General features: G+C 71.1%; 17 protein-coding genes. 14 read left to right on the top strand and 3 right to left on the bottom strand.

Annotation, left to right across the window (positions count from 1 at the left end; genetic code table 11):
- Nucleotides 1-113: 113 nt before the first annotated feature.
- The 9 genes from J2X68_RS39030 to J2X68_RS39070 all read left to right on the top strand — a co-directional run bounded on the left by J2X68_RS39030 (nt 114) and on the right by J2X68_RS39070 (nt 8,134).
- On the top strand, nt 114-758 hold the full coding sequence (locus J2X68_RS39030) for an HAD family hydrolase (RefSeq protein ID WP_310437365.1): 645 nt from the start codon (nt 114-116) through the stop codon (nt 756-758).
- Between the two features lie 92 nt (nt 759-850).
- Nucleotides 851-1,561, top strand: a complete 711-nt coding sequence (locus tag J2X68_RS39035; RefSeq protein WP_399041901.1) for a VC0807 family protein — start codon at nt 851-853, stop codon at nt 1,559-1,561.
- A 76-nt stretch (nt 1,562-1,637) separates the two neighbouring features.
- Nucleotides 1,638-2,864 carry an MFS transporter gene (locus J2X68_RS39040; RefSeq protein WP_310437367.1) on the top strand — a complete coding sequence of 409 codons (1,227 nt, stop codon included), beginning with the start codon at nt 1,638-1,640 and terminating at the stop codon, nt 2,862-2,864.
- Nucleotides 2,815-3,987 carry an acetoin utilization protein AcuC gene (locus J2X68_RS39045; RefSeq protein ID WP_310437368.1) on the top strand — a complete coding sequence of 391 codons (1,173 nt, stop codon included), beginning with the start codon at nt 2,815-2,817 and terminating at the stop codon, nt 3,985-3,987. Before J2X68_RS39040 ends, J2X68_RS39045 begins: the two co-directional genes overlap by 50 nt.
- Before the next feature lie 238 nt (nt 3,988-4,225).
- Nucleotides 4,226-5,041 carry a phosphatase gene (locus J2X68_RS39050; protein ID WP_310437369.1) on the top strand — a complete coding sequence of 272 codons (816 nt, stop codon included), beginning with the start codon at nt 4,226-4,228 and terminating at the stop codon, nt 5,039-5,041.
- Nucleotides 5,042-5,175: 134 nt separating this feature from the next.
- A complete protein-coding gene (locus tag J2X68_RS39055) occupies nt 5,176-5,388 on the top strand; it encodes a helix-turn-helix domain-containing protein (RefSeq protein WP_015658719.1) in 213 nt (70 codons plus the stop codon).
- A 177-nt stretch (nt 5,389-5,565) separates the two neighbouring features.
- Complete coding sequence (locus J2X68_RS39060; protein WP_003948845.1) at nt 5,566-5,664, top strand: 30S ribosomal protein bS22; 99 nt, start codon at nt 5,566-5,568, stop codon at nt 5,662-5,664.
- A 302-nt stretch (nt 5,665-5,966) separates the two neighbouring features.
- Nucleotides 5,967-7,040: an NAD-dependent epimerase/dehydratase family protein gene (locus J2X68_RS39065; RefSeq protein WP_310437370.1), complete on the top strand. Its 1,074-nt coding sequence runs from the start codon at nt 5,967-5,969 to the stop codon at nt 7,038-7,040.
- A gap of 14 nt (nt 7,041-7,054) precedes the next feature.
- Nucleotides 7,055-8,134 (top strand): lysophospholipid acyltransferase family protein, encoded by a 1,080-nt coding sequence (locus J2X68_RS39070; protein WP_310437371.1) that lies wholly within the window; start codon nt 7,055-7,057, stop codon nt 8,132-8,134.
- A gap of 157 nt (nt 8,135-8,291) precedes the next feature.
- Here J2X68_RS39070 and J2X68_RS39075 read toward each other — a convergent pair whose 3' ends face one another.
- The 3 genes from J2X68_RS39075 to J2X68_RS39085 form a co-directional block, all read right to left on the bottom strand.
- Nucleotides 8,292-9,536, bottom strand: a complete 1,245-nt coding sequence (locus J2X68_RS39075) for a DUF5667 domain-containing protein (protein WP_310437372.1) — start codon at nt 9,534-9,536, stop codon at nt 8,292-8,294.
- Nucleotides 9,537-9,791: 255 nt separating this feature from the next.
- Nucleotides 9,792-10,571 carry an ECF subfamily RNA polymerase sigma factor, BldN family gene (locus J2X68_RS39080; protein ID WP_310437373.1) on the bottom strand — a complete coding sequence of 260 codons (780 nt, stop codon included), beginning with the start codon at nt 10,569-10,571 and terminating at the stop codon, nt 9,792-9,794.
- Nucleotides 10,572-10,992: 421 nt separating this feature from the next.
- On the bottom strand, nt 10,993-11,940 hold the full coding sequence (locus J2X68_RS39085; protein WP_310437374.1) for an HAD-IB family hydrolase: 948 nt from the start codon (nt 11,938-11,940) through the stop codon (nt 10,993-10,995).
- 102 nt (nt 11,941-12,042) lie between these two features.
- Between J2X68_RS39085 and J2X68_RS39090 the strand changes: the two genes are divergently transcribed.
- From J2X68_RS39090 to J2X68_RS39110, 5 genes are all read left to right on the top strand, one after another.
- Nucleotides 12,043-12,312, top strand: a complete 270-nt coding sequence (locus tag J2X68_RS39090; protein WP_310437375.1) for a glutaredoxin family protein — start codon at nt 12,043-12,045, stop codon at nt 12,310-12,312.
- A gap of 250 nt (nt 12,313-12,562) precedes the next feature.
- Complete coding sequence (locus tag J2X68_RS39095) at nt 12,563-13,327, top strand: redox-sensing transcriptional repressor Rex (protein ID WP_310437376.1); 765 nt, start codon at nt 12,563-12,565, stop codon at nt 13,325-13,327.
- Nucleotides 13,324-15,042, top strand: a complete 1,719-nt coding sequence (locus tag J2X68_RS39100; protein ID WP_310437377.1) for a glutamyl-tRNA reductase — start codon at nt 13,324-13,326, stop codon at nt 15,040-15,042. The genes J2X68_RS39095 and J2X68_RS39100 overlap by 4 nt, the downstream gene beginning before the upstream one ends.
- Before the next feature lie 5 nt (nt 15,043-15,047).
- Complete coding sequence (hemC, locus tag J2X68_RS39105; protein WP_310437378.1) at nt 15,048-16,007, top strand: hydroxymethylbilane synthase; 960 nt, start codon at nt 15,048-15,050, stop codon at nt 16,005-16,007.
- The gene (locus J2X68_RS39110; RefSeq protein ID WP_310437379.1) at nt 16,004-17,710 is read left to right on the top strand and encodes a uroporphyrinogen-III synthase; all 1,707 of its coding nucleotides are present in this window, start codon (nt 16,004-16,006) and stop codon (nt 17,708-17,710) included. Before hemC ends, J2X68_RS39110 begins: the two co-directional genes overlap by 4 nt.
- Nucleotides 17,711-17,742: the final 32 nt, after the last annotated feature.

Consider the following 17,742-nt stretch of genomic DNA (forward strand, 5'->3'; position numbering starts at 1 on the left):
CTGCAGGGGGGACCCTGTGGGAGAGTAGGACACCGCCGAACAAATATTACGGGAAACCCCCGCACCTCACGGTGCGGGGGTTTTCTGCGTTACGGCTCATTTAGGGTCTAGTCATGCGCTACGACCTGGTGATTTTCGACAATGACGGTGTCCTGGTGGACAGTGAGCCGATCTCCAATCGGCTGCTGGCTGCCTATCTGACCGAGATCGGGCACCCCACCTCGTACGAGGACTCCATCCGGGACTACATGGGGTCGGCGATGCATCGCATCCACGACCTGGTCCAGGAGCGCACCGGGCAGTCGCTGCCGGCGGAGTTCGACGACACCTTCCACCGTCGGGTGTTCGCTGCCTTCGAGCAGGAGCTGGAGCCCGTCGCGGGTGCCGTGGAGGTCCTCGCGAAGCTGGCCGCGGACGGGGTGCCGTACTGCGTGGCGTCGTCCGGGAGCCATGAGCGGATCCGGGTGGGGCATCGGAAGACCGGGCTGGACCGGTGGTTCGAGGACGCGCGGATCTTCAGCTCGCAGGACGTCGGGAAGGGGAAGCCCGCACCGGATCTCTTCCTGCACGCGGCCGGGCGGATGGGGGTGGCACCGGAGCGGTGCGTGGTCGTCGAGGACAGTCCGCTGGGGGTGCGGGCGGCTGTGGCGGCCGGGATGGACGTCTACGGGTTCACCGCGATGACGCCGGCCGAGAGGCTCGCCGGGGCCACGCGACTCTTCTCCGATCTGGGGCAGTTGCCTGACCTGCTGATCTGACGGACGATCCGGTGTCGGGCTGACATTTGTCATGCGTAGCTCCGGACGATCGTTTCTACTGGGGCACCCCTCCCGGCGGCGAAGCTATGGGCATGACGACGAACCAGCACAAGAAGCAGAACGCCTTCGCCCCGCTCATCGTGGATGTGGCGGTGCCGCTCGGGTCGTACTACCTCTTCAAGGGCGCGTTCGGGATGAGCACCTTCGCCGCTCTCGCCTGCAGCAGCCTGGTCCCGGCCGGGCGGACCCTGTGGAGCGCGGTGAGCCGGCGGACGGTCAACGGGCTCGCCGGGCTCATCCTCGTCGTCAACGTCGTCGGGCTGGCGCTGAGCCTGGTCTCCGGCGATCCGCGGCTGATGCTGGCCAAGGACAGCGGGGTCAGCAGCACCATCGGGATCGGGATCCTGGTCTCGGTGGCGCTGGGCACGCCGATGATGACCGCCGCGGTCAAGCCGTTCCTGGTGAAGGGGGACGCGGTCAGGGAGGCGGCCTGGGCGCGGCTGGAGAGTGGCGCGTCGGTCGCGTCGGCGGACTTCCGGAAGCGGGAGCGGGCCTTCTCGGTCGTCTGGGGTGTGGTGCTGCTCGTCGAGTGCGTCGTGCGGGTCGTCGGGGCGTACACCGTGCCGGTGGACACCATGGTGTGGCTCGGTTCGGTGGTCATGGTCGTGGCGATGGGCATCGGCTTCGTGGTCGGCGGGGCGTTCGGCGCCGGGCCGATGGCGGCGATGGTCGCCTTCGAGACGAAGGCCGGGCAGGCCACGGAGATCGGTGGCGAGGTGCCCGAGGTCGTCCTCGCCCGGTGAAGTCCGGCAAAGCTGAGGGCAATTCATCTTTGGCTGGATCTACCCACGAGTACGCAGGGGCCCTACGCTCGCCGCCATGACAGAAGTGCTGCGGCGCGGTAGGGCCTCTTTGGCGTTCAGCTTTTTCGCGCAGGGCGCGGCCTTCGCTCTGCTGGTGACCCGGATCCCGGCGATCCAGAACCGGTACGGGGTCTCGGACGCGCTGCTGCCCGTCTTCCTGGCCGCCGTGCCCATCCTGGCCGGTGTCGGAAGCGTGTCGACCGAGCAGTTGGTGAAGCGGATACCGCCCAGCCGGGTGCTGCGGTGGTCCCAGCCGGTGGTGCTGCTGGCGCTGCTCGGGGTCGGGGCCGGGCGGGGGATGGCCCAGCTGGGGGTCGCCCTGGCCGTCTTCGGGCTCGCCGTGGGGGCGCTGGACGCCTCGATGAACATGCTCGGGGTGAGTCTCCAGCGGACGTACGGGCGCAGCATCATGCTCAGCTTCCACGCCGTCTACAGCCTGGGCGGGATCGTGGGGGCCTCGCTGGCGTGGATGGGGGCGCACTGGCATCTCGCGCTGTGGGTGTCGTATCTGCCGGTGGTGGCGGTGCTGTTGCCGGCCGCCCTGGTGGGGAGCCGTTGGTATGTGGACGGCGGCACGGAGGCCGACAAGGCGCCGGGGGACGCCGGGGCGGGAGCCGGCGGCACGGGTGTGGTCTTCACGATGCTGCTGCCGTTGTGCCTGGTGATGACGTTCGCCTACATCGGGGACTCCACGGTCTCCAACTGGAGCGCGAAGTATCTCCAGGACGTGCTGGGCAGCAGCGAGCAGCTGGCCACCGTTCCGTACAACGTCTACATGGTGACCACGCTGCTCGGGCGGGCCATCGGGGACTTCGGGGTGCGGCGGTTCGGGGCCGCGGCGGTGGTGCGGCTGGGGGCGCTGGTCGCGGCGGCGGGGTTCGCGGTGGTGGCCGTGGCTCCCGGGGCGTGGATCGGGATGCTCGGGTTCACGCTCGTGGGGCTCGGGCTGTGCGTGCTGGTGCCGCAGACGTTCGCGGCGGCGGGGCGGTTGTTCCCGGGGTCCTCGGACGCGGCGATCGCCCGTCTCAACATCTTCAACTACGTCGGGTTCCTGATCGGTTCGCCGTTGGTGGGGGCGCTGGGGGACGCCTGGACGTATCGGGGGGCGATGGCGGTGCCGATGGTGTTGGTGCTGGTGACGTTGGTGTACGCCAGGTCGTTCGCCGCTCAACCGGACCGATACGGTGGCGGGCATGAGCGGCCGCGCACAGCTGATGTGGGACGAGGCAGTAACGGGCTATGACTTCGGGCCCGAGCATCCGATGGATCCGGTCCGGCTGGACCTGACCCGGAGGCTGGTCGGCGCCCTGGGGCTCGACCGGCAGGTCGACGTCGTCGCGGCGAAGCCCGCCGGGGAGTCGACGCTGCGGCTCGTGCACCGCGAGGACTACGTCCGGGCCGTCAAGGCGGCGTCGGCGGAGCCGGGGTCGGCGGACCCGTCGTACGGGCTGGGGACGATGGACGATCCGGCGTTCGCGGGGATGCACGAGGTGTCCGCCCTGATCGCCGGGCTGTCGGTCGGGGCCGCGGAGGCCGTCTGGCGGGGGGAGGCGCTGCACGCGGTGAACTTCGCGGGCGGGCTGCACCACGCGATGCCGGGCGGGGCGTCGGGGTTCTGCATCTACAACGACGCCGCGCTGGCGATCGCCCGGTTGCTGGAGCTGGGCGCCGAGCGGGTCGCGTACGTGGACGTGGACGTCCATCACGGGGACGGCGTGCAGGCGGCGTTCTGGGACGACCCGAGGGTGCTGACGATCTCCCTGCACGAGCATCCTCGTACCTTGTTCCCGCAGACCGGGTGGCCGGAGGAGACCGGCGGGGAGCGGGCCGAGGGGTCCGCGGTGAACGTCGCGCTGCCGGCCGGGACCGGGGACGCGGGGTGGTTGCGGGCGTTCCACTCGGTGGTGCCGGAGCTCCTCGCCGATTTCCGGCCGGATGTGCTGGTGACCCAGCACGGGGCCGACACGCACTTCGAGGATCCGCTGGCGCATCTCGCGGTCTCCCTCGACGCGCAGCGGGCCGTGCAGGTGGCCTGTCATGAGCTGGCGCACGAGTACGCCGGGGGGAAGTGGGTCGCGCTCGGTGGGGGCGGATACGCGGTGGTGGATGTGGTGCCGCGGTCGTGGACGCATCTGGTGGGGGTGGCGGCGGGGGTGCCGGTGGCGCCGGAGACGGTGATCCCGGAGGGGTGGCGGCAGGACGTGTTCGCCCGCACCCGGCAGCTCGGTCCGGTGCGCATGACCGACGGGCGCTGGCCGGTGGAGTGGGCCGGGTGGGAGGCGGGATACGACCCCGCCGATCGGCTGGACCAGGCCGTGCTGGCCACGCGGCGGGCGGTGTTCCCGCTGCGGGGGCTGCTGCCGTAGGTCGTGTCGGTGGTGGGGTGTGGCGTCGTGGAGGTCCGGCCCTCGCCGCCCCTACCCGTTCCCGTCCCTCGCAGGGGGGCTCAGCCCCCGGTGGCCCCCGACTCCTGACCCCCGGGGCGGCCCGGACGGCCTCGTCCTCGAGCGCCGGACGGGCCGGACAGTGCCGGCGTTACGCCGACTGTGGGGCACTGGGGCTGTTTTCGCCCCGGAGGTCGGTCGGTCCGTCAGCATCGGTTGCGTGTTGAGTTCCGGGGCGCTTCGGGCGCATCTGCTGGCCGCGCGGTTGGCCGGGGCGGTGGCCACCTCCCGGGAGGAGAGCCTGCGGAGCTACCGGCTGTTCGCCGCTCGTGATCCCCGGGTGCTGATCGGGCTTGATCCCGAGCGGAGCTGGGGGCAGCGGGATCTGATCGCGCTGATGGCCGACAAGTGTGGAGTTTCGGCCGATCCCGGCTGCGTCACCGGGCATGATGTGATCGATCCTGAGCGCACCCTGGCCGCGCTGGACGCTTTCGCGACGCGGCTCGCCTCGGTAGCCCAGCGTGGCGCGCCCGTGCTGCTCGGCACCGGGCATCCGCACCGCCTGCTGGGGTTCTACGCATCGATTGCGGACGCTTTGTCGGCGGCGGGATGTGATGTCCTCACCTCGGCGCAGGGTCGCTGTGTCGACATAACGACCCGGTTCGGCCTACGCACGCACAACCTCGACTACGTACGGGGAGTCGCGGTCGTCCGGGAGGCGGGTGCCGAACGCGCCGGTTGTGCGACCGGTGCGCACAGCCATTCGCCGCTCCCGGTTCGGGTCGCGCTGGCGGCGGCCGCCGAGGACGGGGGGCCGTTGCCCGAGCTGGTCATCGGGGACCACGGATGGGTCTGCGGGGCAGGTCAGCTGGGGTTCGAGGCCATCGGGCTGGCCGACACCGACGACCCCGCGCTGTTCGTGGGGGAGGCGGAGGGAGTCGTCTCCGTCGCCGTTCCACTTGATGACGGCGTGCGGTCCTCTTACTACAGGCCGCTGACCCGCTACGTACTCAATCGAGCGTGTCTGTCACAGTAGGCCGCTGATGGGTGCACCTCTTCCCCACTCGCATCACCCGCCCCTACATTGGGGAGTGAGCACGCAGCGACGAAGAGTCACCGGAAGGGGAAGCCGGTGGCCGTCGAGTCGAGTGCGGAAGGTTCAGGTGTGTCATGGGTGCAGCTGGCGAGAGGCCTCTGAACGAGGTTCAGTTCCTTACCGTGGCGGAAGTCGCCTCGGTGATGCGAGTGTCGAAGATGACCGTGTACCGACTGGTGCACAGCGGTCATCTGCCCGCGATCCGGGTGGGGCGGTCCTTCCGCGTCCCCGAGCAAGCGGTCCACGAGTACCTCCGCGAGAGCTACGTGGGGGTGGAAACCGCCTGACGGCCGGGGCCTGTCCGGCAGGGCAGGCCCGGGGTGGGGTCCGGCCGCAGGGCCGTCCCGGACCCCTCCCGCCCCTCGATTACGACCTCAGCGCTCAGGCGGGTAGGCTAGCCCCTCGTAGGTCGTATGGGCCCATGGCGCCCAGCACCGAGTGATGAGAAGTGAGCGAGGGTAGTCGTGGGCTCTGTTATCAAGAAGCGGCGCAAGCGGATGGCCAAGAAGAAGCACCGCAAGCTGCTCAAGCGCACGCGCGTTCAGCGTCGCAACAAGAAGTAAGCGCCGGCAGAAGTAAGCGCAAGCACTTACTTCGCGCGACGCGAGCCGCGTAGGCGTGGTGTGGCCCCCCACCGTGTTATCGGTGGGGGGCCACACGCATATCCCGGCGCCCGTACGGTCGGCTGAACGCCGTGCGTATGCCTGGACGTGCACCATGGCTGATCTGGTCGTACGACCGAAGAGATCTCGTCACTTCGTGCATCGGGCGGTCATCACAGCGCAACATCGACCCGCTAGGTTGGCCGCAGACGGGAACTCGGCAGGGCGGCCGGCGGTTCCAGGACGGAAGGAAGGCGCTGATCTTGGGAAAGGTCGTGCTCGTTACCGGAGTGGCCCGTCAGCTGGGGGGCCGGTTCGTACGACGGATCCAGCGTGACCCACAGGTCGACCGGGTGGTCGCCGTGGACGCGGTGCGGCCCGAGCACCATCTGGGGGGCGCCGACTTCATCGAGGCCGACATCCGGCAGCCCACCATCGCGCGGGTGCTCGCCGAGACCGGCGCCGACACCGTCGTCCACCTGGACGTGACGGCGACCGCGCTGGGCAGGGGGAGCCGGACGACGGTCAAGGAGACCAACGTCATCGGGACCATGCAGCTGCTCGGCGCCTGTCAGAAATCGCCGCATGTGAAGCGGCTGGTGGTCAAGTCCTCCACCAACGTCTACGGGTCCGCGCCGCGTGATCCCGCCGTCTTCACCGAGACGACCCCGCCCAAGTCGCTGCCCAGCGGCGGTTTCGCCAAGGACGCCGTCGAGGTCGAGGGATATGTGCGCGGGTTCGCCCGGCGGCGGCCCGATGTCGCGGTGTGCGTGCTGCGGTTCGCCAACATCCTCGGGCCGACGGCCGAGACGCCGCTCGCCTCGTACTTCTCGCTGCCCGTGCTGCCCACCGTGCTCGGCTACGACCCCCGGCTCCAGTTCGTGCACGAGGACGACGTGATCGAGGTGCTGCGGATCGCCTCGCACGAACCACGGCGGGGCACCCTCAACAGCGGCACGTTCAACATCGCCGGGGACGGGGCGCTGCTGCTGTCGCAGTGTTCGCGGCGGCTCGGACGGCCGACCGTGCCGCTGCTGCTGCCCGCCGTCACCTGGGCGGGGTCGCTGGTGCGTACGCTGGGCATGACGGACTTCTCGCCCGAGCAGATCCGGTTGCTCACCCACGGCCGGGTCGTGTCCACGGACCAGATGCGCGAGACGCTGGGGTTCACGCCGCGGTACACCACGGCGGAGACCTTCGCGGACTTCGCGCGCAGTCACGGACCCGGACTCCTGCCGCCCGAGGCCGTTGCCGGGGCCGTCGACCGGATCGCCGCGCTGTCCCTGCCGGGCGGCGACCACCCCCCGGTCCACCTCCCGACGCAGAGCGCCAACTGAGGAGCGCATCAACGATGGCGGATGCCAAGGTCATTCCGTTCGACGACGACCGGTCCCGGGGAAGCGCCGTGACGCGGCCGCCCAGGCGCCGGGGTGCGGGGAGCCGGCGCAGGAAAGGCGAGCCCGCGCCGGTCCGGGAGATCGGCGAGACCGCTGAGGTCGGCGAGGCCGGCGAGGTCCAGCCCCTGCCCACCAGGGCGGCTGAGCATGATGATGTTCCTGTGACGGGTGAGGAACGGCTGGACAAGGACGCGGGCGGCCTGGAGCGGCGGATCGCGGGCGGGCTGTCCTTCCTGCGCCGGCGCCTCACGGGCGACTACGAGGTCGACGACTTCGGCTACGACGAGGAGCTGACCGACCAGGTCCTGATGTCGCTGCTGCGGCCGCTGTACGAGAAGTACTTCCGGGTCGAGGTGAAGGGCGTCGAGAACATCCCGGCGGAGGGTGGCGCGCTGATCGTCGCCAACCACTCCGGGACGCTGCCGTTGGACGGCCTGATGATGCAGGTCGCCGTGCACGACCACCATCCGGCCGGCCGGCATCTGCGCCTCCTGGCCGCCGACCTCGTCTTCGTGCTGCCGGTCGTCAACGAGCTGGCCCGCAAGCTCGGGCACACCCTCGCCTGCGCGGAGGACGCCGAACGGCTGCTCGGCCAGGGCGAGCTGGTCGGGGTGATGCCGGAGGGCTTCAAGGGCATCGGGAAGCCCTTCAGCGAGCGCTACAAGCTCCAGCGGTTCGGCCGGGGCGGCTTCGTCTCCACGGCGCTGCGCCAGGGCGCTCCGATCATCCCCTGCTCGATCGTCGGGGCCGAGGAGATCTACCCGATGATCGGCAACGCGAAGACGCTGGCGCGGGTGCTCGGCTTCCCGTACTTCCCGCTGACGCCGACCTTCCCGTGGCTGGGACCGCTGGGCGGCATCCCCCTTCCGACGAAGTGGACGATCCAGTTCGGCGAGCCGATCCCGACGGACGGCTATCCGCCGGAGGCGGCGGAGGACCCGATGCTGATGTTCAACCTGACGGACCAGGTGCGGGAACAGATCCAGCACACGCTCTACAAGCTGCTGGTGCAGCGGCGGTCGGTGTTCTTCTGACGAGTGGCCAGGCGGCCGGGTCCCGCTGCCGGTTCGGTGGGGGCCGGTTCGGTGGGGCCGGGGAAGCGCCGGGCGGGTTCTTCGGGCACGGCTGTGGGGGCGCTCCTCTCGCTGAGAGGGGCGCCCCCACTTGTCATGCGGGCCGGGACCGCTCGGGCTACTCCGCGTCCTCGCTGTCGATGCCGAGCCCGGGGAGCAGGCCGGGCAGGAGGGGCGGCAGGGTGACGTCCGGCTGGGTGCTCGGGACGATGGTGGTCGGGGCAGTGCTGCCGGTCTCCTTCGGCGGGTCCAGGAGGCCACCGGTGTTGCCGCCGAGCAGGCCGTCGTCGGTGGTGCCCGAGGTCGACGACTTGCTGGGGCTTCCGGCGCCGGCTCCGGTCCCGTCGGTCGGCTGGTGGCCGGTGCCGGGGGTGGTCGCGTGCCGGTCGGTGTCCGAGGTGCCGGTGGACGCCGGGCCGCTGCCCTCGCGGGTGCCGCCGCCGCCCGGGGCGGGGGGCCGCGGGAGGAGGGACTGGAGCGGGGCGACCTCTTCGTCTATGGCCTCGAAGACCGACGAGACCTGCTGACTGACGTCGCCGAGCTGGACCGGCAGGCGGTCGCGCAGGGCGCCCCAGACCTCGCGGTGCGAGCGGGAGAACGCGTCGAGGGCCTGGATGGGGCCCAGGGAGTTCGGATCGCGTTCGTACGCCTCGTGCAGGAGCCGGTGGCCTTCCGACGCGTCGTGCTGCATGCCGTTCAGGGCGCGTCGGATCTCGCCGAGCGACTCGTGGTCGAGGTCGCCGCTGCGACCCCGCTCCATGAGCCGACGGGCCTCACTGAGCCGGGTGGAGGCCTGGTCGAGATAGGTCCGGCCGCGCTCGTCGTCGCCGTCGGCCAGATAGTTGAGCTTGAAGTCCTCGATGCCGCGCTTCAGTCCGTAGAGCCCGTCGCCCGGGAGGGCGTCGGAACTCGCGGCCGCGACTCCGCCGAAGGCGCCGGCCGCGACGCCGACGCTGAGGCCGCCCGCGGTCAGGCCCTTGGCGAGGCGCGAACGCGGTCGGAACTTGCCCAGGGGACTGGCCCGGTGAGTGCCCCTGGCGCGGTGGGAGCGTTGCTCCGGCACCGAAGGGTCCGCCGTTTCGCCTCCCGCGGTGCCCGCTTGCAGCATGGCCTCCATTGCGGCGACCAACTGGGCCCGCTGGACGACCTTGACCTCGGGATCGAACTCCGGCTTGGGCAGCTCGGCGAGACTCGTGGCGAGAGCCAGAAGACGGCCCTGCCCGGTCTGGTCCGCAGCGGCCGGCGCCGGCGGTGATCCTTCGGTCTGCTCGGCCGCCGTGCCCTGGGGGGAACAGTCGGACTGCTCCTCCAGGGCCTGGGCGAAGGCGCTCGCCCGCCGGTGCGCCGATACGTTCGCGATCACTGGCGGCACCTCCTCTCGTCATGACGGTCGACTCCCCTGGGGTCCTGACGGTTGCACGCGCCGGACCGGGTCCACACGATCGAGTGATCGGGGTCGGCCGGCACGTGACCACAGGGAGCCTGTATCCCGCACAACGACTGGCGCGGCACTTGGGTTACGGACTGCGGATGATCGGATCGGGAAGACAACGGACTTTCACTGAAGGTGAGTTGGCGTCACGGAGTGTGTGGCGTCGGTCGTGGGTGGGGGACGGGGTCAGCGGGCGTCTTCCGGCAGCAGGCGGGCGAGGGTCCGGACGGCCCGGTACTGGAGCGTCTTGATGGCGCCCTCGTTCTTGCCCATGACACGCGCGGTCTCGGCGACGGACAGCCCCTGGAGGAACCGGAGCGTCACGCACTCCTGCTGCTGGGGGTTGAGCCGGCGTACGGCGTCCAGAAGGGCCGCGTTGGAGAGGGACTCCAGGACGGAGTCCTCGGGCGAGCGCTCGACCTCGTTGGCGTCGAGCATCTCGCCGGTCGTCACCTCGAGCCGGAAACGGCTCGACTTGAAGTGGTCGGCGACGAGGTTGCGGGCGATGGTGACGAGCCAGGCGCCGAAGTCGCGGCCCTGCCAGGTGAACGTCCCGATGCGGCGCAGGGCGCGCAGGAACGTCTCGCTGGTCAGGTCCTCGGCGGTCGCCTTGCCGCCCACCCGGTAGTAGATGTAGCGGTAGACCGTGTCGCTGTACTGGTCGTACAGGCGCCCGAACGCGTCGGCCTCGCCGGCCTGGGCGCGTTCGACGAGGTCCATCATGCGGGCGCTGTCACTGTCGGCGGCCGGCCGACGGGCGGTGGCCGCGCCGGCCGAGCGTCCTCGTCTGCCCACCGCGGCGCTGCCCTCGGCCAGTGCGTAGCACGGGCCGAGCGGAGCGGTGGTGGCGAAGGCGGGGACGGCGTACGCGGTGGGGACGACGCCGCGCAAGAGGTCATGGACCGTAGCGACCGTTGCGCGCAGCGTAGCCAGGCCCGAGGTGTCAACCCCGACGTGTGGGTACACGGGACTCCCAGAGGCAGAGCTTGCATCACGTGCAGTACGGAACCATTCACCCGTCGTAGCGACGGAAGGGGCACCGGATTGCGTCTGAGGAGAATAACGCTTCGTGCAGGCCCTGCTACACCGAGTTGCTCAAATCATCGATTACGTCGCTTCTGTGGCCTATTGACGCTCGATCAAGTTGCATGGAGTGAGCGATTATTGATCGAAATGGTTCGAGTTTCGGGTCGGTCCGGGGCGTGTTGTGGCTGTGCGCGGACAACAGGACTGGACGAAGGGTTACGCGGGTAAGACCGTCGGATTGGCCGGGATCGATGTCCGGTGTGAGGTGTTGTCCGGTAACGCGGAAGAGCGGCCGGGCTGTTGCACCGGCCGCTCGGTCGGGACGGCCGCCCGCGCGGCGCGGCCGTCGTCATCGTGGTCGCTACCGCCGTCGCCGGTGCAGCGCGATCGCGGCCGCCGTGCCGCCCGCCACCGCGCCCACGCCCGCCGCGGCCGGGATGCCGACCTTCGCGGCCTTGCGGCCGGTGCGGTAGTCGCGCAGCCGCCAGTCGAGGTTGTGCGCGTGCTTGCGGAGCTTGGCGTCGGGGTTGATGGCGTAGGGGTGGCCGACGAGGGAGAGCATCGGGATGTCGTTGTGCGAGTCGCTGTACGCGGCGCAGCGGGAGAGGTCCAGGTTCTCGGCCGCGGCCAGCGCGCGTACCGCCTCCGCCTTCGCGGGGCCGTGCAGCGGCTCGCCGACCAGCTTGCCCGTGTAGACGCCGTCGACGGACTCCGCGACCGTGCCCAGCGCGCCGGTGAGGCCGAGGCGGCGGGCGATCACCTGGGCGATCTCCACCGGGGCGGCGGTGACCAGCCACACCTTCTGGCCCGCGTCCAGGTGTGCCTGGGCGAGCGCCCGGGTGCCCGGCCAGATGCGCTCGGCCATGTACTCGTCGTAGATCTCCTCGCCGATCGACATCAGCTCCGAGACCCGGTGGCCCTGCACGATGGAGAGCGCCGAGTCGCGGGCCTCCTGCATGTGTTCGGGGTCCTCGACGCCGGCCAGCCGGAACCACGCCTGCTGCCAGGCGAAACGGGCCAGGTCACGGGTCTCGAAGAACTTGCGTTTGTACAGGCCTCGGCCGAAGTGGAAGAGCGCGGCGCCCTGCATCACGGTGTTGTCGAGATCGAAGAAGGCGGCGGCCATCGCGTCGCCGTGCACGGGGAACTGCGGTTCCCCGGTGGAACTGTCCAGGGGTGCCAGGGTCTCCTGCGATCCCAGGGCTTCCTGGCTGGACTTGCGGGCTGCCTCCGCCGAGGCCTCGCCTGCCAACACGCTCCGCGCCGTGGCGGAACGCCTACGGGGAGTGAGCCATCCTAGAGCGGCCATGGCGTGAGCATAGCCAGTCTGTTCGGTGGTTCCGGAGCCGAGAGGTTCGAAGGGTGTGAACTCTCCGCGACCGCGCCGTTAAAGAAGCGCGAGAATGGCGGTATGACTCCCCTCTTTCGACGTAAGGCCGCGGGTGAGCGGTCGGTCACCCTCATTCGTAAGTCCGGTTGTCATCTCTGTGACGACGCCGAGCGCGTGATCGAAAAGGTCTGCGGCGAACTCGGTGTGTCCTGGGAGCAGAAGGACATCGCCGACGATCCGCAGCTCCACGACCAGTACTGGGAGCAGATTCCGGTGGTGCTGGTCGACGGCAGGCAGCACACCTTCTGGCGGGTGGACGAGAGTCGCCTGCGCAAAGAACTGGCCGGGTGAGAACTGACCGATCAGTACAAGGCTGTACCGAACGTCGCTTAGGATCGATGGCGGTTTTGTCTCGGGGGCGGGATTCGCGAGGAGAGTGGCGGTTTTGCCCCCTGGATTGACGCGCGTGACCCCGGTCACGTTGGCCGGGCAAATCGGACACCATCTTTGTGCACGCGTTCACAAAGACATAGCCTGCTGTCGACGGGGCGGTCTGCGTACGTGTGACCGCCTGCAGCCCCGCTCTACCCGCAGGAGCACCGTGGCAACTGGCCGAACTCACCGACCGGCGACCCGTAGCCGAGGGATTCCCGAGGCCACCGTCGCCCGCCTTCCGCTGTACCTCCGCGCGCTGACCGCGCTGTCGGAGCGCTCGGTGCCCACGGTCTCCTCCGAGGAGCTCGCGGCCGCGGCGGGGGTCAACTCCGCCAAGCTGCGCAAGGACTTCTCCTACCTGGGTTCCTACGGGACGCGGGGCGTCGGCTACGACGTCGAGTACCTCGTCTACCAGATCTCCCGCGAGCTGGGGCTCACCCAGGACTGGCCGGTCGTGATCGTCGGTATCGGTAACCTCGGCGCGGCCCTCGCCAACTACGGCGGCTTCGCCTCGCGCGGTTTCCGGGTCGCGGCGCTCATCGACGCCGATCCCGCGATGGCCGGGAAGCAGGTCGCCGGGATCTCCGTCCAGCACAGCGACGGCCTGGAGAAGATCATCTCCGACAACGGCGTGTCGATCGGTGTCATCACCACCCCGCCGGGCGTCGCCCAGCAGGTCTGCGACCGGCTCGTGGCCGCCGGCGTCACGTCGATCCTGAACTTCGCGCCGACCGTGCTGACCGTCCCGGACGGCGTCGACGTGCGCAAGGTCGACCTCTCCATCGAGCTCCAGATCCTCGCCTTCCACGAGCAGCGCAAGGCCGGCGAGGAGGCCGCGGCGAACGAGAGCGCCGTACCGGCCCCCGCGGGCCGCGCCGACGTCACCGACCAGGGACCCGACGGGGACGTACCCGCCGTGATGCCGGCATGAGTCTCCTCGTCGTCGGGCTGAGCCACCGCAGCGCTCCGGTCAGCGTGCTGGAGCGGGCCTCGCTGTCCACGGACGCCCAGTTCAAGCTCCTCCAGGACACGGTCGCCGCCGAACCGGCCGCCGAGGCCGCGGTCCTCGCCACCTGCAACCGGATCGAGCTGTACGCCGACGTGGACAAGTTCCACGCCGGTGTCGCCGAGCTGTCCACGCTGCTCGCCCAGCACAGCGGCGTCGGGCTCGAGGAGCTCACCCCCTACCTGTACGTGCACTACGAGGACCGTGCCGTCCACCACCTGTTCTCGGTGGCCTGCGGCCTGGACTCCATGGTCGTCGGCGAGGGCCAGATCCTCGGGCAGATCAAGGACGCCCTGGCCCGGGCGCAGGAGCTGCACACCGCGGGACGGCTGCTGAACGACCTGTTCCAGCAGGCCCTGCGGGTGGGCAAGCGCGCCCACTCCGAGACCGGCATCGACCGCGCCGGGCAGTCCCTGGTCACCTTCGGCCTGGAGCAGCTGGCCGCGGGCGGGGACGTGGCCGCGTGGGCGCGGGGCAAGAAGGCGCTGGTCATCGGCGCCGGTTCGATGTCCTCGCTGGCCGCCGCCACGCTCGCGCGCGCCGGGGTCGCCGAGATCGTCGTCGCCAACCGCACCCCCGACCGGGCCGAGCGGCTCGCCCAGATACTGACCGAGGGCGGCGACACGGACGTGTCGGCCCGCGCGGTACCGATCGAGTCGGTGCCGGCCGAGCTGACACGTGCCGACGTGGCCGTCTCCTGTACCGGGGCGACGGGCCTGGTGCTGACGGCGGAGGCGGTCGCCGACGCCGTCGAGGGCCGCACCGGGGCACCTGTCGCCTTCGCCGACGAGGCCGCGGCGACGGACGAGCGGCCGCTGCCGCCCACCTCGGTCGGCACCGACGAGAACTGTCCCCTCGACCTGGCCGCCGTGCAGCAGGCCCCCGTGCAGCAGTCCGGGTTCTCCGTGCTGGGCGAGGCCGCCGTCGCCGGCATGGACGCGGCGACGCTGGAGCAGCACGCCGCCTGGGTCGACAACGCGACCGTGGACCGCCGCTCCGCCGCCCGCCGCAGCCCCGAGGCCGACGCCGAGCTGATCACCGCGCTGGCCGCGACCGCCGCCACCCTCGGCCGGATCCCCGAGCGCCGCGGACCCGAGCCGGTCGCCACGCCCGTCCGGCCCGAGCCGGTGCTCTTCCTGCTCGACCTGGCGATGCCGCGGGACGTCGACGCGGCCGCGCACCGGCTGGCCGGAGTGCGGCTGGTCGACATCGAGTCGCTCGCGGAGGCCTCGGCCGACGCGCCGATGGCCGCCGACGTCGACCAGGTGCGGCGGATCGTCGCCGACGAGGTCGCCGCCTTCGGCGCCGCGCAGCGGGCCGCGCACATCACGCCGACCGTGGTCGCCCTGCGCACCATGGCCGCCGAGGTCGTGGCCACGGAGATCGCCCGGCTCGACGGGCGGCTGCCCGGCCTGGACGACAAGCACCGGGCCGAGATCACCCAGACCGTGAAGCGGGTCGTCGACAAGCTGCTGCACGCGCCGACCGTGCGGGTCAAGCAGCTCGCGGCCGAGCCCGGCGGCGCCGGGTACGCGGACGCGCTGCGGACCCTGTTCGACCTCGACCCGGAGGCGGTGGCCGCCGTGTCCCGGGCCGAGGAAAGCACCGAGAAGAACGCAGAGAGCCGAGGACCGGCATGAGCGGCATGAGTACGAAGGCACTGAGACTGGGGACGAGGCGAAGCAGACTCGCCATGGCCCAGTCCGGGCAGGTCGCGGACGCCGTGAGCCAGGTGACCGGCCGGCCCGTGGAACTCGTCGAGATCACCACCTACGGCGATGTGTCCCGCGAGCACCTCGCGCAGATCGGCGGCACGGGAGTCTTCGTCACCGCGCTGCGCGACGCGCTGGCCAGGGGCGAGGTCGACTTCGCGGTTCACTCGCTGAAGGACCTGCCGACCACGCAGCCCGAGGACCTGGTCCTGGCCGCCGTACCGGTGCGCGAGGACCCCCGCGACGTGATCGTCGCCCGGGACGCGCTGAAGTTCACCGACCTGCCGCGTGGAGCGCGCATCGGTACGGGTTCGCCGCGCCGCATGGCGCAGCTGAACGCGTACGCGCGCAGCCACGGGCTGGACCTGGAGACCGTGCCGATCCGCGGGAACGTCGACACGCGCATACGGTACGTGCACGACGGCGAGCTGGACGCGGTGGTGCTGGCCGCGGCCGGCCTCAGCCGCCTCGGCCGCATCGACGAGGTCACCGACTTCCTGTCGATAGACACGGTTCTGCCCGCTCCCGGCCAGGGAGCACTGGCGATCGAGTGTGCCGCGGACAACGCGTCACTGATCGCCGCGCTCGGTGAGCTCGACGACCCCTTCACCCGGGTCGCCGTGACCGCCGAACGGTCCCTGCTCGCCGCCCTGGAGGCCGGCTGCTCCGCCCCTGTGGGCGCGCTGGCCGACCTGCTGGCCGACGGGCAGATTGTCAACGAAATGCGCCTGCGCGGCGTCGTCGGCACCACCGACGGCTCGCGCATGGTGCAGCTGTCCACCACCGGTCCCGTGCCCGAGACGCACGACGGGGCAATGGCGCTCGGTCGCGAACTCGCAGCCGAGATGCTCGCCCAGGGCGCGGCCGGTCTGATGGGGGAGCGAGCACTGTGAGCCCCACCGCCCTTCCAGCCGCTGGTCCTGAACACGGGCACGTCACCTTCCTGGGTGCCGGACCCGGGGATCCGGGACTGCTGACTCTGCGCGCCGTGGAGGCGCTTGCGCACGCGGACGTCCTCGTCGCCGAGCACGAGGTGCTCGACGTCGTACGGACGCACGCGAGGCCGGGCGTCGCCGTCGTGAACACGGAAGCGGGTCCTTCGTCGGACCCCCTTCCGGGCACGGGCGCGCCTCTCCCGGCGGTCGTTGACGGCACGTCAACAACCGCTGAGGTACCCGCTGTGCGCGATGCCGCACATCTTGTCATGGAGGCCGCGCGGGGCGGCAGGCGGGTCGTCCGTGCGGTGACCGGGGACCCCGGACTTGATACGTACGCGGCGGCGGAAATGCTCGCTTGCGCGGCGGCCGGTGTTCCCTTCGAGGTCGTACCGGGTGTCGCGGCCGCCGTCGGCGTGCCCGCGTACGCCGGTGTGCCGCTGCGGGACGCGCAGGGCGCCGACGTCCGGTTCGTCGACGCGCGCACGGCTTCGGACCGGTGCTGGACCGAGGTCGGGGCGTCCGACGGCACGGTCGTCGTGTCGACGACCCTCGACTCGGTGGCCTCGGCCGCCGGCGAGCTGGTGGCCGCGGGGCGCAAGCCCGATACGCCGATGACGGTCACGGTGGCCGGTACGACGACGCGGCAGCGGACGTGGACGGCGACCCTGGGCACGATCGCGCAGACGCTGAAGCAGGCGAAGGTGCTGCCGTCGCCCGAGGGCGGCCGGCCGGTGATAGCCGTGGTCGGCGAGCGTTCCGCCCCCGCCCAGCGCGACCAGCTGTCGTGGTTCGAGTCCAAGCCGCTGTTCGGCTGGAAGGTGCTCGTGCCGCGTACGAAGGAGCAGGCGGTGTCGCTCTCCGACCGGCTGCGGTCGTACGGGGCCGTGCCGCACGAGGTGCCGACGATCGCCGTCGAGCCGCCGCGCACCCCCCAGCAGATGGAGCGGGCGGTCAAGGGTCTGGTGACGGGCCGCTACGAGTGGATCGCCTTCACCTCGGTGAACGCCGTCAAGGCGGTGCGCGAGAAGTTCGAGGAGTACGGGCTCGACGCGCGTGCCTTCGCGGGCATCAAGGTCGCGGCGGTGGGCGAGCAGACGGCCAAGGCGCTGGTCGCGTTCGGCGTGAAGCCGGACCTCGTACCGAGCGGCGAGCAGTCGGCCGCCGGTCTCCTCGAGGACTGGCCGCCCTACGACCCGGTCTTCGACCCGATCGACCGGGTGTTCCTGCCGCGGGCCGACATCGCCACCGAGACCCTGGTGGCCGGGCTCATCGAGCTGGGCTGGGAGGTCGACGACGTCACCGCCTACCGGACCGTGCGGGCCTCGCCGCCGCCGGCGGAGACGCGGGAGGCCATCAAGGGCGGCGGGTTCGACGCCGTGCTCTTCACGTCGTCGTCCACCGTGCGGAACCTGGTGGGCATCGCCGGCAAGCCGCACAACGTGACGGTCATCGCCTGCATCGGCCCGGCCACGGCCAAGACGGCCGAGGAGCACGGGCTCCGGGTGGACGTCATGGCGCCCGAGCCGTCCGCGCTCAAGCTGGCCGAGGCACTGGCCGACTTCGGGCTGCGCCGACGGGCCGCGGCCCGGGAGGCCGGCGATCCGGTCAGCAGGCCGAGCGAGCGGCGTCCGGGGGCGCGGCGGAGGCGGGCGACCTGACCTCCGGCCGGGTCCGTGCCGGACCCGCGCCA

Origin of the sequence: Streptomyces sp. 3330, assembly GCF_031456635.1 — a bacterium.
In the GTDB taxonomy this organism is placed as follows: domain Bacteria; phylum Actinomycetota; class Actinomycetes; order Streptomycetales; family Streptomycetaceae; genus Streptomyces.